General features: G+C 42.2%; 9 protein-coding genes. 8 read left to right on the top strand and 1 reads right to left on the bottom strand.

Features of this window, described 5'->3' with window-relative positions:
• Window positions 1–39: 39 nt before the first annotated feature.
• The 5 genes from CL667_16210 to CL667_16190 all read left to right on the top strand — a co-directional run bounded on the left by CL667_16210 (window position 40) and on the right by CL667_16190 (window position 7,218).
• Window positions 40–1,518 (top strand): phytoene dehydrogenase, encoded by a 1,479-nt coding sequence (locus CL667_16210; protein ID MAL19243.1) that lies wholly within the window; start codon window positions 40–42, stop codon window positions 1,516–1,518.
• A gap of 148 nt (window positions 1,519–1,666) precedes the next feature.
• The gene (locus CL667_16205; GenBank protein ID MAL19242.1) at window positions 1,667–2,734 is read left to right on the top strand and encodes a PAS domain-containing sensor histidine kinase; all 1,068 of its coding nucleotides are present in this window, start codon (window positions 1,667–1,669) and stop codon (window positions 2,732–2,734) included.
• An 86-nt stretch (window positions 2,735–2,820) separates the two neighbouring features.
• Entirely contained in the window at window positions 2,821–5,202 is a 2,382-nt protein-coding gene (locus CL667_16200) for a hypothetical protein (protein MAL19241.1), read from the top strand.
• Window positions 5,203–5,270: 68 nt separating this feature from the next.
• Window positions 5,271–5,591 (top strand): hypothetical protein, encoded by a 321-nt coding sequence (locus CL667_16195; GenBank protein ID MAL19240.1) that lies wholly within the window; start codon window positions 5,271–5,273, stop codon window positions 5,589–5,591.
• A 64-nt stretch (window positions 5,592–5,655) separates the two neighbouring features.
• Window positions 5,656–7,218 (top strand): amidase, encoded by a 1,563-nt coding sequence (locus CL667_16190; GenBank protein ID MAL19239.1) that lies wholly within the window; start codon window positions 5,656–5,658, stop codon window positions 7,216–7,218.
• An 83-nt stretch (window positions 7,219–7,301) separates the two neighbouring features.
• Here CL667_16190 and fsa read toward each other — a convergent pair whose 3' ends face one another.
• Window positions 7,302–7,961 carry a fructose-6-phosphate aldolase gene (gene fsa, locus CL667_16185; GenBank protein MAL19238.1) on the bottom strand — a complete coding sequence of 220 codons (660 nt, stop codon included), beginning with the start codon at window positions 7,959–7,961 and terminating at the stop codon, window positions 7,302–7,304.
• A gap of 186 nt (window positions 7,962–8,147) precedes the next feature.
• On the opposite strand from fsa, the gene CL667_16180 reads away from it, so the two are divergent.
• The 3 genes from CL667_16180 to CL667_16170 are packed head-to-tail and all read left to right on the top strand — an operon-like array spanning window position 8,148 to window position 15,846.
• A complete protein-coding gene (locus tag CL667_16180) occupies window positions 8,148–9,527 on the top strand; it encodes an efflux transporter periplasmic adaptor subunit (GenBank protein MAL19237.1) in 1,380 nt (459 codons plus the stop codon).
• A gap of 5 nt (window positions 9,528–9,532) precedes the next feature.
• Entirely contained in the window at window positions 9,533–12,661 is a 3,129-nt protein-coding gene (locus CL667_16175; GenBank protein MAL19236.1) for a hypothetical protein, read from the top strand.
• Window positions 12,658–15,846 (top strand): hypothetical protein, encoded by a 3,189-nt coding sequence (locus CL667_16170; protein MAL19235.1) that lies wholly within the window; start codon window positions 12,658–12,660, stop codon window positions 15,844–15,846. The genes CL667_16175 and CL667_16170 overlap by 4 nt, the downstream gene beginning before the upstream one ends.
• Window positions 15,847–15,938 lie beyond the last annotated feature (92 nt).

Raw genomic sequence — 15,938 nt, 5'->3', positions numbered from 1 at the left:
TTTTCCGTTTTTCGCACAGAACACAAAATCAATTGTTGAATGAAAAAGAAGATCATTGTTATAGGAAGTGGATTTGGCGGTTTAGGTGCTGCATCACGCCTCCTTTCTGCCGGTCACGATGTAACCATTTTAGAGAAAAGAGATAAGCTTGGCGGACGGGCTTACGTCTATGAGAAAAACGGCTTTAAATTTGATGGCGGACCTACCGTAATCACCGCTCCATTTATGTTCGATGATATATTCGAAGCGGCGGGAAAGAAGCGGGAAGAATATGTGGAATTTGTCCCCTGTGATCCTTTTTACCGTATTTTCGACGCTGACGGTAAACACTTCGACTATAACAATGATCATGAATTTACACTTGAAGAGATTCGTAAGCGAAGTCCCGAGGATATTGAAGGCTATGAAAAATTTCTCGGTACCACGAAGGCTATTTTTGACAAAGGATTTGTAGAGCTGGCAGACCAGCCATTCCTTAAGTTTACAGATATGCTAAAGGTGGCCCCAGACTTGATCAAACTTCAGTCTTACAAAACGGTCTATAAATATGTTTCTCAATTCATAAAAGACGACTTCTTGCGGCAGTGTTTCTCCTTCCACCCTTTACTGGTTGGCGGGAATCCTTTCGACACCACTTCTATTTATGCGATGATTCACTACCTCGAAAGAGAATGGGGAGTTCATTATGCTATGGGAGGAACCGGGGCTATTGTGAATGCCTTAGAAAAACTTATTCTCGAGCAAGGCGGAAAAATTCAAACTGAAGCCGAAGTTGATGAAATTTTAGTAGAGAACGGGAAGGCCATCGGTGTAAGGATGAAGAATGGAGAAGTAGTAAAAGCTGATGAAGTCGTTTCTAATGCTGATGTTGCTTTCACATATAAAAATCTCATCAACCCAAAACACCGGAAGAAATACACCGACCGCAAAATTGAGCGTACCAAGTATAGCATGTCTCTTTTTGTTATCTATTTCGGAACTAAAAAGCGGTACACCGATTCAGGACTCGCTCACCACAATATCATCTTGGGTGAACGCTACAAAGAATTATTGGAAGATATCTTTCATGATAAAAAGCTTGCTGAAGATTTCTCTCTGTACCTCCACATGCCTACCATCACAGATCCTTCAATGGCACCGGAAGGATGTGAAGGTTTCTATGTGCTTTCGCCTGTCCCCCATTTAGACAGCGGAACTGACTGGGAAGAAATGGCTCCTAAATACCGAGATGCCATCATGAATTTCCTCGAAGAAAATTACTTACCTGATTTACAGGAAAACATTATTGCTGAACATTACATTGACCCTCTCCACTTTCAAAATGTATTGAACAGCTATAAGGGATCAGCTTTTTCAGTGGAACCGATACTGACTCAATCAGCTTGGTTTCGGCCTCATAATAAGTCAGAGGATGTTGACAATCTCTACTTTGTAGGAGCTGGCACTCATCCGGGAGCAGGTCTGCCCGGCGTACTTTCTTCGTCCATTATTGCCCAGGATTTAATTGGTAAAGCCTGATAATGTGATTCTAAATTCTATATAAAAGAGCGACACGCCTTACTTTCTTTTCAATATTAATTGAGCTTAAAAAAACACTAGAAAATTCCGTGCATTCCTATAACTTGGGAGGCATAGCTTTAGGTTATTTTTTTAAGTTAGACAGCCAATGAATAATGAATCAGCAGAATATTCTCTGCGACCCTTTTTTGATTTATCATCTGATTTATTTTGTGTAGCAGGTTTTGATGGATACTTGAAAAGGATCAATCCTGCTTTGTGCAAAGTTTTAGGATATACTGAAGAAGAATTACTCTCCCGCCCCATCAATACGTTCATTCATCCTGATGATGTTGGAATAACGGAAAAGAAAAGGGAACACTTATACGAAGGCAAAAAGTTGGTCAACTTTGAAAATCGATACATCACAAAAAATGGTGATGTATTATGGCTTTCATGGGCTGCTAAATCAGTAAAGGAGAAGGAACTGGTTTATGCCATAGCAAGAGACATCACTCATAAGAAAACACATGAAGACGAACGAAACAGGTTATTATCGGAGCTCACAAAATCCAATAAACACCTCAAGCAACTTCGTTTCAGCACCACACACGACCTTCGCTCACCTCTCAACAGTATTTTAAGCATCTTTTCTTTAATGGATATAGAAACCATCGAGGATGAAGAAACAAGGGAATTTGTTGAGTTACTTGAAAAAGCTTCAAAAAACATAAAGAGCAAACTCGATGAATATGTTGATCATCAGAAGAAAGAGAATCTCGAACCAGTTATTGCTGAAATAAATCTGCCCGAGGTCTTACAAAACATATTCATTTCAATTGACTCTCTGATAAAAGAAACAGAAACTGAATTTAATATTGACCTTTCAGCATTTGACACCGTTCCGTTTAGCAAGATATATCTGGAAAGTGTTTTCCTGAACCTCATTTCTAATTCAATAAAGTATGCTCACCCTAATCGAAACCCGGTTATCACCATAAAAAGTGTTGAAGAAAGTGGACAGAAGAAGCTTATTTTTTCTGATAATGGAATTGGTTTTGATTCTAAAAAGAATAAAAACCGGCTTTTTAAATTCAACCAAAGCTTTCATGACCATGCCGATAGTAAGGGCATAGGACTTTATTTGGTTTACAACCACATCACTAGCTTGGGCGGTTCTATTTCGGTTAAGAGTGAAGAGAATAAGGGGACTACTTTTACCCTCACTTTTCCTTAAGCCAATTATCTTAATTACAGGTTGGCTACAACAGCTTAAAATCATATTTTTTGGTACGGTAAGACTCAAGCTCAACGTCTAAATTTGTGATCAATACAATCTTTTTTAGGGCTCTTTTTATAACCTTCCAGTTTTGCCTGATTTATTCGGCAAGTCTTAGTGCGCAGTTTGCGGGCGGAAATGGTTCTCTGGCTAATCCTTACCAGGTTGCAACCCTTCAACAACTTCAGGAAATAAGCAATCACCTGGATAAGCACTTCATTCTTCTACAGGATATTGACGCCTCAGAAACAACTTCATGGAATTCGGGGCAAGGGTTCATTCCAATTGGAGACGAAGCGAATGCATTCTCTGGGCACCTCAACGGACAAGGATTTACTATTTCCGGACTACAAATTAACCGGCCAAACAAAGCATACAATGGGCTATTTGGCCATATTAACAAAGGAAGTATCAGCGATCTACACCTTACCGAGATCTCCGTGCAGGGTGAAAATATTACCGGTGGGCTGACAGGAAAAGTCACGAGTGGTGAAATCCAAAACAGCTCAGTAGAAGGTAAAATAAAGGGCCGAACTCATGTTGGAGGTCTTGTCGGGTTTAACCGAGGGCGGATTGAAAATAATGAAGCTAAGGTAGAAGCAACCGGCACCTCATACATTGGAGGATTGGCTGGCATTAACCGGGGGCGAATCATTCAAAGCAAATCTTCATCAAAAGTAAATGGAACCGGACATAATGCTGGCGGATTGGTCGGTAATAATTATGACGGGCTTATTTCTGAGTCTATTGCTGAAGGAACGGTAACTGGTGAGAAAGCCTCTTCCATTGGCGGATTATCCGGAAGTAATGGTGGACTTATTACCCGCTCTTATTCCACAGCTGATGTATCTGGAAAATCTTACGTGGGAGGTCTGGTTGGGAATAATCATTCCGGGGAAATAAAATGGTCGTATTCAACAGGAACGGTATCCGGGTTCAATCTTGTCGGAGGACTTGCCGGAGTTAACCGGAGAAATGGAAAAATTGAAGAGACCTACACCGTAAGCAAAGTAACCGGAACTTTAGAAACCGGGGGCTTCATCGGGGTGAACCGTGATCCTGTGAAAGCCGGGTACTGGGATAAAGAAAAGTCAGGGCAATCAATTGCCGTAAGCACAGGTAACGCCGAAGGCATCACGGCCTTGAATTCAGATGAAATCACCGGAAACCTAAGTTATGAGAATATGTCCGGGTTTTCCTTCAATTCGATATGGGGATATGTTCCTGACAAAACCCCTCAGCTTTTGTGGACCACTTCCTATTTTGTAATTCGGGAAGTTTTTTCACCTACATCAACCATTACCAGTGGTGACTTTATCTACTTCGAAGTCAGCCTTAAGAATTCCGGAAAGAAAAAAGACACCAACGATCTCATTTTATGGGATGGAAAAGACACTGAACTTGATCGCATAGACAACATAACCCTCAGCCCTAATGAAGACACCACAGCCGTTCTGAGTTGGCAAACTACCACCGATGATAAAGGAAATTTTGAGCTTGAGTTTCGAACCCAGCAATTCAGTAGAGTTTTCCCATTAACCGTTCTGAGAATGCCTGATCAGGTTGAACTGGAAAAACCATTCGAGCTTCAGGAGGATATCGAAACTTCTCCTGCTTTTACCTGGAACCCTGCATTTCTTGCTGATTCCTATCAGTTGCAAATTTCAGAAAATGAAAACTTTGACCCGATTCTAATCAACGTTTCAGATATTGACACAACCACTTTTGAGCTAAACTATACCTTAAAGCATGATACCTATTATCACTGGCGGGTTCGTGGTGTAAATGCCGATGAAAAAGGACCCTGGAGCGAAAGCTGGCCATTTATTTCAATTATTGAACGCCCTGAAAAAGTAGCCTTAAAAGCTCCTTTAGATGAAACTGAAGACGCCTTAACACGCCCAACATTCTTTTGGTCAGAAACAAAGCGTGCTGAAAATTATAAGCTTGAAATTTCCTCGGATGACGAATTTGAAAAAGTTGTATTTGATACTACCATAACTGCATTAGATTCTTCGCTAACTCTGGAACGTGACCTCCCATCCAAACAACAATTTTTCTGGCGCATGCAGGCAACAAATGTTGGCGGTGCATCTGACTGGTCTGATATACGGAGCTTTATTCCTATATCAGAACCAACTAAGAGAGCCTCTTCTACAGGACTGAATTATACTCTCGAACAAAACTATCCCAATCCTTTTAACCCAACCACTTACATCCGCTACAGTATCCCCGAAGCTACCCGTGTTCAAATAGACGTACTAAATATGTTAGGGCAAACTGTAGCCACACTTGAAGACGGCTATAAATCAGCGGGATGGCATACGGTAACGTTCAATGCTTCCAAGCTTTCGAGTGGCTTTTATATTTATCGTATGAAAACGGAGAATTACTCTTATTCCCGCAAGCTTTCACTGGTAAAATAAGTGAACATTCATAAAATCTTTATCTGAAAGCATTAGAATGTGCAAAGTTTTAATGAAGGGGAGATTTTATGAAAACTGCCATCCTGATATTCATGTCTCTACATGGAATTATACACCTGCTTGGCTTTTTAAAAGGGTTTGAACTTGCTAAGGTTGAGCAACTAAACGTCCCCATCTCAAAGCCGGCTGCTATCGCCTGGCTGGTTTCATTCATTCTTTTTGCGATTACTGTAAATCTTTATTTGGTCAATATTAGCTTCTACTTAGGAACCGGTTTTGTAGGTATTCTGGTTTCACAGGTCTTGATCATACAATCCTGGAAAGACGCCAAGTTTGGAACCCTTCCAAACATCATCTTCGCTATTCTCTTGCTCATTTCTATTTCATAAAACTGGAATTACTCTGAAAGCATGATATATTCCCCGTCTAATTACGGACTAAATATTTTTTCTCATGAAACGAATACTGCTCTCTCTATTACTTCCATTTATCATTCTTGGCTGCAAGCCCCAATCTGAGTACCACCAGCTGGAGCTTGAAGAAATTACGATCTCGGAACTGCAAGCCGGTTATGACAATGGCGCTTTCACTATTGAAGATGTAACCGATGCCTATTTAAAGCGCATCAGTGCGATTGATGAATTCGGTCCTCAGCTCAACTCAATGATCTATATCAACCCTAAAGCAACTGAAGTTGCACGGGGGCTGGATGCAGAATTACAGGCTGGAAATAAACGAGGGCCTTTACATGGAATCCCTGTTGTTTTGAAGGATAATATTGATACCTATGATATGCCTACCACCGCTGGTGCCCGAATTTTAGACGGCTCAATTCCCAACCAGGATGCTTTTATCACTCAAAAATTAAGAGATGCCGGTGCTGTTATTCTTGGCAAAGCAAACCTTAGTGAGTGGGCGAATTTCCATAGTAGCTTTTCGTCAAGTGGATGGAGTGCGTTGGGTGGGCAAACTCACAATCCCTATGATCTGACCCGAAACCCTTGTGGTTCAAGCGCCGGTTCTGGTGCTGCCGCTTCTGCAAACTTAACGGTATTTTCTATCGGTACAGAAACCAATGGTTCCATAACCTGTCCTTCTTCTGCCAATGGGTTAGTTGGTATTAAGCCTACAGTTGGACTATTGAGCCGATCCGGAATCATCCCCATTTCCCACACCCAGGATACGCCCGGACCTATGGCTCGTACCGTAACTGATGCTGCTATTGCTTTAGGAACGATGGTTGGAGTTGATGAAGCTGACTCTAAAACCGCGGCAAGCGAAGGAAACTTCCACACCGATTATACTCAATTTCTAAATGCTGACGGACTTGAAGGAAAACGAATCGGGCTTTGGACGGGATCTTTAGGCGGACATTTCCGGGTTGATACTTTAATGCATGAAACAGTCCGGTTCTTGGAAAGTCAGGGAGCCACTGTTGTTGAAGTTGACCGAATTTCAGGTGCGAATGTTGGTGGTAACTCTTTCCAGGTTATGCTCTATGAATTTAAAGATGGGCTAAACAAATACTTTACCTCTTTGGGTGATGACGCCCCCGTTAAAACAATGGCTGAACTTGTCGATTCTACCTTAGCTGATTCTTTAGAGATGCGTTATTTTGATCATAACTTGCTCATTGAAGCAAGTGAGAAAGGCGATCTGACCTCCGAGGAATATACCGATGCCTTAGAACGAATGATGAAATTCACCCGTACAGAAGGTATCGACAAAGTTATGGATGAGAATAATTTAGATGCTATTATTGGGCCAACGGGAGGACCTGCATGGAAAACGGATCTTACCAATGGCGATAACTTTGCGGTTTCTTCCAGCTCTCCTGCTGCTCGTTCCGGCTATCCCAATATTACCGTTCCCATGGGATATATTGATGGACTTCCTGTTGGGATTTCTTTCTTTGGGAGAGCGTGGAGTGAACCTCAACTTCTTGAAATAGCTTATGCTTTTGAACAAGCTACCAATGTTAGAAAAGCGCCTCAGTTTAAAAATGCTGACATGTAATTAATGCCCGGAAAGAATTCCTTTACATAAAAAAGGCCCATTTTCGTGGGCCTTTTTTGTATCAATATGTTATAAGACAAGTGTCAGTCGTTTAGGCTTTTTTGAAGATCATCCCAATCAGCCAAGAAACGCTCAAGGCCGGAATCAGTCAATGGATGTTTCAGCAAGCCTTTGATAACACTAAGAGGCATGGTTGCAACATCAGCGCCTTCTTTAGCACATTCAAGCAAGTGCATTGGATGGCGAATACTTGCTGCCAGTACTTCTGTTTCATACCCGTAGTTATCATAAATTTGTACGATATCGCGAATCAGCTGCATTCCATCGGTAGAGATGTCATCCAGCCTACCTAAGAATGGAGATATATAAGTGGCTCCTGCTTTTGCGGCAATCAAAGCTTGGGTGGGTGAAAAGCAAAGTGTACAATTTGTTTTAATTCCTTCTTCGGAAAAGGTTTTAATTGCTTTAATCCCGTCTTTAATCAGAGGGACTTTTACGACTACATTGTCAGCAATTTTGGAGATATTTCGCCCCTCTTCTACAATGGCATCATATTCTGTTGAAACAACTTCAGCAGATACGTCTCCATCTACGATATCACATATTTTAGCGATGTGTCCTTCAAAGTCACGGACTCCAATTTTAGCACATAAACTTGGGTTTGTAGTTACTCCGTCAAGTACGCCAAGATCATTGGCTTCCTTAATTTCGTCAAGATCAGCAGTGTCTATAAAAAATTTCATGAGTGAGCGAAAGTTTAGTTGTTATTTGTCATCCAAGATAATAATTCGCTTACTCCCATTCTTGTTACAATTCGTAACTATTCATTTCTTTTTTTTACAAAATAAGATCTTGTATAAACGAACTTTATCATGAACTTGTACAGTTGAGTATAATTACACCAATAAAAATAAATTTAATCTACAATAGTGAAAAACTCTTTCTTTTTAATTGCTTTACTGGCTGTTCTAACAATAAGCTGTGGAAGTGATGATTCCAGCGAAAGCAGTTCACCCTTTTCTCGATTTGGAGGAAATGGAGGCCGACCTGCAACAAGTGTTGAAACACAAAATATCCAGCTTGGCTCCATTGCCGATCAGGTTAGGTCTTACGGTAACGTAAAAGCACAAAACGTGATTTCAGTTCTCCCTCAAGTTAGTAACAGACTCACTGAAATTTATGTGGATCTTGGAGATACCGTCCGTCAAGGGCAGGCTCTTGCTAAGATATATGATGCTACATTCCGGGACCAGCTTAGCCAGGCCCGCTCTCAACTACAACAGACCAGAATTGCGGTACGAAGAGATAGTTCTGAATACGAGCGACAAAAGAGTTTAATGGAGCGCGACCTTACCAGTGAGTCTGAAATGGACATCGCTCAGGCTGCTTACCAAAGTTCCCGAGCTCAATTTGAGTCAGCCCGTTCATCACTCACACAAGCCCAAGAAGACTTTAATAATACCGTTGTACGCGCCCCTGTTACCGGTGTGATTACATCACGTGCTTTGGAAGTTGGCGATTTAGCGACAACCGGAACGGAACTATTTCAGGTTGCCAGTACAAATGGATATGAATCCCGCATTTATTTACCAGTACAAGACTGGCGGGCCGTTGCTGTAGGTCAAGAAGTTAATCTGCGCCTTTCTAATGAAAGTAGCGTTAGCGCAAGAGGAATTGTTTCTAGAAAAAGTCCTCAACTAGACGCTACTACAGGTTTGGGAGAAGTAGTTATCACACTTACTAGTATGGGTAATTCAATTTACCCAGGAGTGCTGGCTGAAAATGTTATTAATATCACCACCAAAGACCAAGCCTTGATCGTTCCTCGAAGTGCATTGGTTGAACAGGTTGAAACCGTTATCAATCCGGAATCTAATACTATTGAACTGGAGCGAACCTATTCTGTTTTTGTTTCGCGGGGTGATTCTGTTGCAGAACGACGCCAATTGGAATTAGGCATCGAACAAGGCGACCGTATTGAAGTGTTAAGCGGCTTACTTCCCAACGATGAAATTATTATCACCGGTCAAAGCGGGCTTGAAGATGGAGCTCGTATCGCCGTAGCATCTGGAGACCAATTTCAGGCTCCCCAGGAACGTCAAATCGGCGGACAAGAGGGGCAGGAAGAACAAGCTCAACAAGGCAATCGCCCTCAAGGAAGACAAAATCCTTTAGCCAATATGAGTGAAGAAGAGCGAACAAAAGCGCGTGAAGAAATGCAAGGCATGTCGCAACAAGAACGTATGGCTTACCTACAAAAGTTACGCCAGCAACAAGCTTCTTCTGCTGATTCAACCACAAACGAGTAGTACTGATGGGATCTTTATCCAAACTGGCGGTTGATCGCCCAATTACATTTTTAATGACCACCCTCATCCTTTTAGGATTTGGGTTTTATGGATTACAAAATCTTCGGTTAAACCTATACCCGGATGTTTCCTTCCCTACTATTACGGTTTACACCAGCTACGAAGGTGTAGCTCCGGAGGATATCGAAACACTGGTAACCCGACCTATTGAAGAATCCGTTGGCAGTATTAGCGGTATTCGTAAAGTTCGGTCTCTATCCAGTCAGGGTGCTTCTGTTGTAAAACTGAATTTTGAATGGGGAACGGATCTTTATGAAGCCGAAAATGACGTCCGTAAGGAGTTGGGTTTTGTAGAACGCTCTATTCCTGATGATGCTGAAACTCCTCTGGTTTTCTCTTATGACCCCAACCAAGAGCCTATTGTAGTACTGACGGTTACCTCCAACGCACGAAGTCCACGTGAGCTACGTACATACTCAAAACAGGTTTTAGAGCAACGTTTAGAGCGTATCAATGGAATTGCCTCCGTAGAGACTTCCGGCGGCTTAGAACGGCAAATTAATGTACAGATCGACAATGAAAAGATGCGTCTGTACAACATCACTATTGCTGACATCGCCTCTAAGCTTCAGCAAGAAAATATACAAGTACCAGCCGGTCAGCTCACAGAAGGAAATACCATCTATTCACTGAGAACTATTGGTGAATTTAAGAATGTAGATCAGATTCGAAATACCATCATAACCGTTCGAAATGAGCAGCCTTTGCTTTTGAAAGATATTGCCAAAGTTGAAGATGGTATCGCTCAGCCCATCGGTAATGTCCACATTAATGGTGAAAATGGCGTGATATTGAATGTATATCGCCAAAGTGATGCCAACGTTGTTTCTTCAGCAAACGCAGTAGTTGGAGGCCTTGACGAAATTAAGAGAAGCCTGCCCAACGATATAGAAATTTCAGTACTGACCAATAAAGCTGATTTCATTGAAGAATCTATCAGCAACCTATTACTAACGGGAGTTCAAGCCGTTCTGCTAGTGGTTCTGATTCTGCTCGCTTTTCTTCGGTCCGGGCGTTCTGCTCTCATTATCGCTATTTCTATTCCGGTATCTATTATCACAACCTTTACGGTGATGGATATCGCAGACTTGAGCTTGAATATCATATCTCTCTCCGGTCTTACGCTTGCCGTTGGTATGGTAGTTGATGATGCGGTGGTTGTTCTGGAGAATATTTTCAGGTTTAGGGAGCAAGGTGCGGGTCGGAATGAGGCCTCAGTAAAAGGGGCTAAAGAGGTGGCCGTTCCCGTGGTAATTTCAACCCTTACCACACTGGTTGTTTTCTTACCCATATTGTTTGTTCCGGGTATTGCCGGTTTCCTATTCCGTGATTTGGCACTGACAATTTCTTTCTCTTTATCTATTTCTTCCTTAGTGGCGCTGACTCTTATCCCACTAATGACTTCGCAATTTTTCAAAGAGAAGGCTCAGTCTTTTGAAGCCAAGAATAAGATTGCCGTCTTTTTCAGCAACCTATTGAACAAAATTGAATCTACCTATAACAAACAGCTTGATGCAGCTCTAAACAGAAGTGGCATGGTTGTTACCGGTGCGGTTCTCCTTTTTGTAATCAGCCTTCCTTTGTTCTACTTCATCGGGGGTGAATTTTTTCCGCGTGTTGATGAAAATGCCTTCACTCTTCAGGTACAAAGAGAGCCGGGTGTGAATTTATTTGAGCTTGAACGCTCAATCTCTCAGGTTGAAAGTATTATTGAGCAGGAAGTCCCCGAAGCCCGTTTGGTAGTTTCTGATTATGGCGACAAGGAAGGAATTGAAGGTGCAGACGATCCGGGTGGTTTTACAGGAACGGTTCGTATCGAGCTAGTCCCACAAAACGAGCGAGACCGAACTCAATTTGAAATCACTTCCTCCCTACTCGAAGAACTCAAAATTGTCCCCGGAGTTCAGATTCAGGAAATAATTATTGATCCGCTAAGTCCAGATGGAGAAAATGGACTGATTGTTCAAATCTTTGGCTACGATCCTGCAATTAAGGAAGAACTGGCTAATGGAGTAAAGGAGAAATTACTTCAGGTTGATGGAATTAATAGCGTATTCAGTACTTCTGATCAGGGCAGACCGGAATTGCGATTAATCATGGATCGCGAGAGAATTTCAAGAGTTGGAATGAATACCAATCAGGTAGCCACAGCAGTAAGTAATGCCGTAAAAGGGAATGTTGCTACTGCTTTTGTAGATCAAGGTGTGGAATTTGAGGTAGTAGTAGAGCTGGATCCAATGGATAAATCTCAGTCTGTCGATTTAGCCAACATTCAAATTCAAACCCCTGACGGAAACTGGATGCCATTGAAGAACCTTGCCCGTGTGGAAAGGTATTCAGGTCCTACGAACGTCCTTCGTATTGATCAGGAACGCGTAACAGAAGTTACAGCAGAACTTACAGGAACTGACTTAAAAACAGCAACCGCAGGCGCACGTGCTTTGCTGAATGATGTGGACTGGCCGGATGAATACCGCTATGAAATTGCCGGTACTGCCGAGGAACAAACAGAGTCATTCAACTTTTTACTGATTGCCTTCATGATTGCCGGCATTCTAACCTATATGGTCATGGCTTCACAATTTGAGAGCCTGGTTGAGCCCTTTATTATCATACTAACCATTCCTCTTGCGTTAACAGGTGTATTAATTATGCTTTGGATTACAGGAACCAGCGTTAGTGTAACATCAATGGTAGGGTTGATTTTACTTACAGGAATTGTAGTTAACAACGGTATCGTGATGATTGACTACATCAAAATATTACAATCTCGTGGTATAGAACGTCACCAAGCAATTGCTGATGGTGCCACCCGTAGATTGCGCCCAATTTTGATGACTGCATTCACCACTATTCTATCAATGGTTCCTTTAGCTCTTGAGTTAGGTTCTGGTTCAGAGACCTGGAGCCCCATGGCAAGAACTGTTATCGGCGGTTTAACAATGAGTACTCTGCTGATGCTTTTTGTAGTTCCTTGTTTTTATAATATCATAAATAGTTGGGTAGAGAAATTTGGCTTTGATGCCGTCCATAAAGTTGATCCCTTAGCAAACCAAAAAGAGGCCTTAGCATGAAACAGTTCAGTGTAGCCGGAGGTATTTTAAAGCGCCCCATTACCGTCATTATGATGACACTCATCGTGATTGGCTTTGGTGTTTTTTCATTAACCAACCTAAAGGTTACGCTGTATCCTTCATTGAATATCCCGGTCCTGGCCGTCTCATCCGGGTACAATAATGTATCCCCGGAAGATATTAATCGGTTAATAGTAAACCCTATTGAAGGAGCCGTTTCTGCGATTGAAGGAATTGAAACTCTTGAAGCACGGGTAAGCCGCGGAAATGCATTTGTAATCCTGCGGTTAAGAGAAGGCTCTGATATCCGCAAAACGGAACTTAAAGTCCGTAAAGCTATTGACCAAATTCGGGGTGAACTCCCGGATCAGGCTCAGGAACCGGTTATCTTTCAATTTGACCCCGAAAGCAGGCCCATTATGAGGCTGAGTATTGACGCTGACAACCGAGGTCTTGATGAACTAAGAAACATTGGTATTGAAACCGTTGAAACCAGACTAGAACGTATTGAAGGGCTTGCATCAGCGGAGACTCAGGGCGGACTTGAGCGACGTATTTATATCGATGTGACTCCAATGAAACTGGCTCAGCATAACCTATCTCCTGCTGACATTCAAAATGCACTTCGCCAGAACAACGTACAGCTCCCCATAGGTAATGTTGTAGCAGACCGGATTAATTACAGTGTAAGAGCTCAATCTACCTATCAAACCGTAGATCAAATTGCCAATACTATTGTCAACATCTCTGAGAACGGTGTCCCAATTCGAATTAAAGATGTGGCTGATGTAAGTGATGGATTTACAGAAGTAACCAGTTTGGTGAAGGTAAACGGCCGCAATAGTGTTTCGGTAGAAGTCCAAAAAAATTCAGATGCCAATACGCTTGATGTGGTAAATGCCGTAAAAGCGGTTGTCCCTGAAATTAACGACATACTTCCACCGGGTGTGGTTCTTCAAGTACTTTCAGATGAAGGAAAAACCATTGAAGACTCTGTTAATAACCTTGCACAGTCGGCTACGGCGGCACTTGTTGTTGTTATTTTAGTAATCCTATTGTTTATGGGTGGATGGCGAATTTCACTTGTTGTGGCTTCCTCTATCCCGGTTTCCATAGCTGCCAGTTTTGCCGCTATGTATGCTGCAGATCTAACACTTAATATTTTAACTATCTCTGCTCTGGCACTGGCGATCGGACTTTTGGTTGATAACTCTATCGTAGTTACTGAAAGTATTGCACGAAAACTGGAAGAGGGAACCCCACGTTTTAAAGCTGCATTGGAAGGGACAAATGAAGTTATCGGAGCACTTCTTGGTTCAACCCTCACGACCCTTGGAGTTTTTATTCCTATTATTTTGATATCAGGTACGCAGGGGGCTTTTTTCCGTGAGTTCGCCTACACCATCTGTTTTGCTATTGGCTTCTCATTCTTATCATCCATTATTTTGGTTCCGGTTATCTCTTTACTAACCTTAGATGCCAATCAGTTTAATGCTAAAAACCTTGCGTTCAGAGGCATTTCAAAAATTGAACGTGGATATACAAAAATACTCGGCTGGTTTTTCCACCATAAATGGGTTCCGTTACTTGCTATGGTTGGCATTTTAGCAGGCACTTTCTACTTATACACGAACATTTCTAAGGAAGGATTCCCCGAAGCTGATTCCGGACAAATCGATATTGATATTAGCCTACCAGAGGGGAGTAAACTCACCCGTACCGCTAACGTGATGGAGAATTTCAGCGACCGTATTGGTAACATGCCAGAGGTTGAGACTATGATTACCTCTATTGGCCGGAGTCGCTGGAATACTCAAAGTAACCGGGGAGAAATTAGTCTAACACTCGTTCCTGAAACAGAAAGGGAGCAAAGCAGTACTGATTTCGCAGTCCTTCTACGAGAAGAATTAACCTCCCCTGGCGTAGATGTTCGGGTTCGGGTTGAAGGTGGTGGACTTCGCTTTGGCCGAGGCTGGAATTCAGGTGGTGGCTCTATTCGACTTAGCCTCATTGGACCTGAGATTCAAGAGCTCGTAGCTATCTCCGCTAAAATTGAAGCGAAGCTCTTAGATGATCCAACCGTGGTTTCTGTCGATAATGGCCGTACAGATCCAACCCCTGAACTACACTTTTATGCCGACCGTGAACGTCTTGGAAAACTTGGCACAAACTTGAACACCATTGCCGGAAATCTCAGAACGCAAACCTTAGGGAACCAGGCAGGGTACTATATAGCCGATGGACGAGAAATTCCGATTGAAGTGCGAACTCAAAAACAAGCTTTAACCAGTCGAGAAGATCTTTTTGATCTTGAGGTTTTTCAAGTTGGAGATCAACGAATTCCTATTGCTGCTGTTGGTCAATTTGTACCCACTGAAGGTGTAGATTCTTTCAGCCGGCGAGACCGTGAGACTCTACTGGATGTAAACATTCAGGTGCAAGGTAATGCCTTGGAGTATGAACCTGTAATCAGAAATTTCCTTAAAACCGAAGTGGTTCTTCCTGAAGGATATCGATATGAATTTACGGGTGGCACACGTGAGACTCAGCAGGGGCAGTCTGAGTTTGGTTTTGCACTATTGGCAGCACTATTACTCATGTTTATGATTATGGCCTCCCTGTTCGAAAACTTCAGAGATCCTTTCGTGATATGGTTATGCATTCCTTTGGCAATGTTTGGAGCGCTTGCTTACCTGTTTACAATAGGTGATCCACTTAGCACAACTTCCCAAATTGGAATCTTTATGCTGGTCGGTATCATCGTGAATAACGGGATTGTCTTAGTTGATTATATGCACCTTTATACCAAAGGTATTGATTATGATATGCTGAACAAGGATTCTGTAAGATGGCATAATCTATTTATCCCTGTCTTCTTCTGGAAAGTGAAACCTACCGCTAAGAACTCTGAACTTCTCAAACAAATAACAGAAGCTTGTCGCCGCAGAATGCGCCCTATTTTACTTACTGCTATCACAACCATTTGTTCTATGATTCCTCTTTCGCTTGAAATTGGTTCCGGTGCAGAAACATGGTCTCCACTTGCAAAAGCCGTGATTGGCGGTTTAATGTTTGGATCAATTTTGACCCTCTTCATTACCCCCGTCATCTCTGTGTCGCTAAGTATGACTATTGAGTGGTTTAAAGAACTTTTCCGAAGAAATAAAGCGGCTACACAGGCCTAAATTCATAAAAAGATTTCCCTTTATCTCAATGCGAGATTAAGGGTTACACAGACCTGTTTAGTTTAAATAATTTCCTTAAAATGTAGTTATAA

Origin of the sequence: Balneola sp. (assembly GCA_002694685.1) — a bacterium.
Lineage (GTDB): Bacteria > Bacteroidota > Rhodothermia > Balneolales > Balneolaceae > Gracilimonas.
The sequence above is the reverse complement of the archived record's forward strand: the minus strand, read 5'-3'. Positions and strand labels throughout refer to the sequence as shown.

What these genes read in the sequence shown, in the direction of transcription:
- CL667_16175 (MAL19236.1), top strand. Translation starts at nt 9,533, where the DNA reads ATGGGATCTTTATCCAAACTGGCGGTTGATCGCCCAATTACATTTTTA.
- CL667_16205 (MAL19242.1), top strand. Translation starts at nt 1,667, where the DNA reads ATGAATAATGAATCAGCAGAATATTCTCTGCGACCCTTTTTTGATTTA.
- CL667_16190 (MAL19239.1), top strand. Translation starts at nt 5,656, where the DNA reads ATGAAACGAATACTGCTCTCTCTATTACTTCCATTTATCATTCTTGGC.
- CL667_16195 (MAL19240.1), top strand. Translation starts at nt 5,271, where the DNA reads ATGAAAACTGCCATCCTGATATTCATGTCTCTACATGGAATTATACAC.
- fsa (MAL19238.1), bottom strand. Translation starts at nt 7,961, where the DNA reads ATGAAATTTTTTATAGACACTGCTGATCTTGACGAAATTAAGGAAGCC.
- CL667_16170 (MAL19235.1), top strand. Translation starts at nt 12,658, where the DNA reads ATGAAACAGTTCAGTGTAGCCGGAGGTATTTTAAAGCGCCCCATTACC.
- CL667_16210 (MAL19243.1), top strand. Translation starts at nt 40, where the DNA reads ATGAAAAAGAAGATCATTGTTATAGGAAGTGGATTTGGCGGTTTAGGT.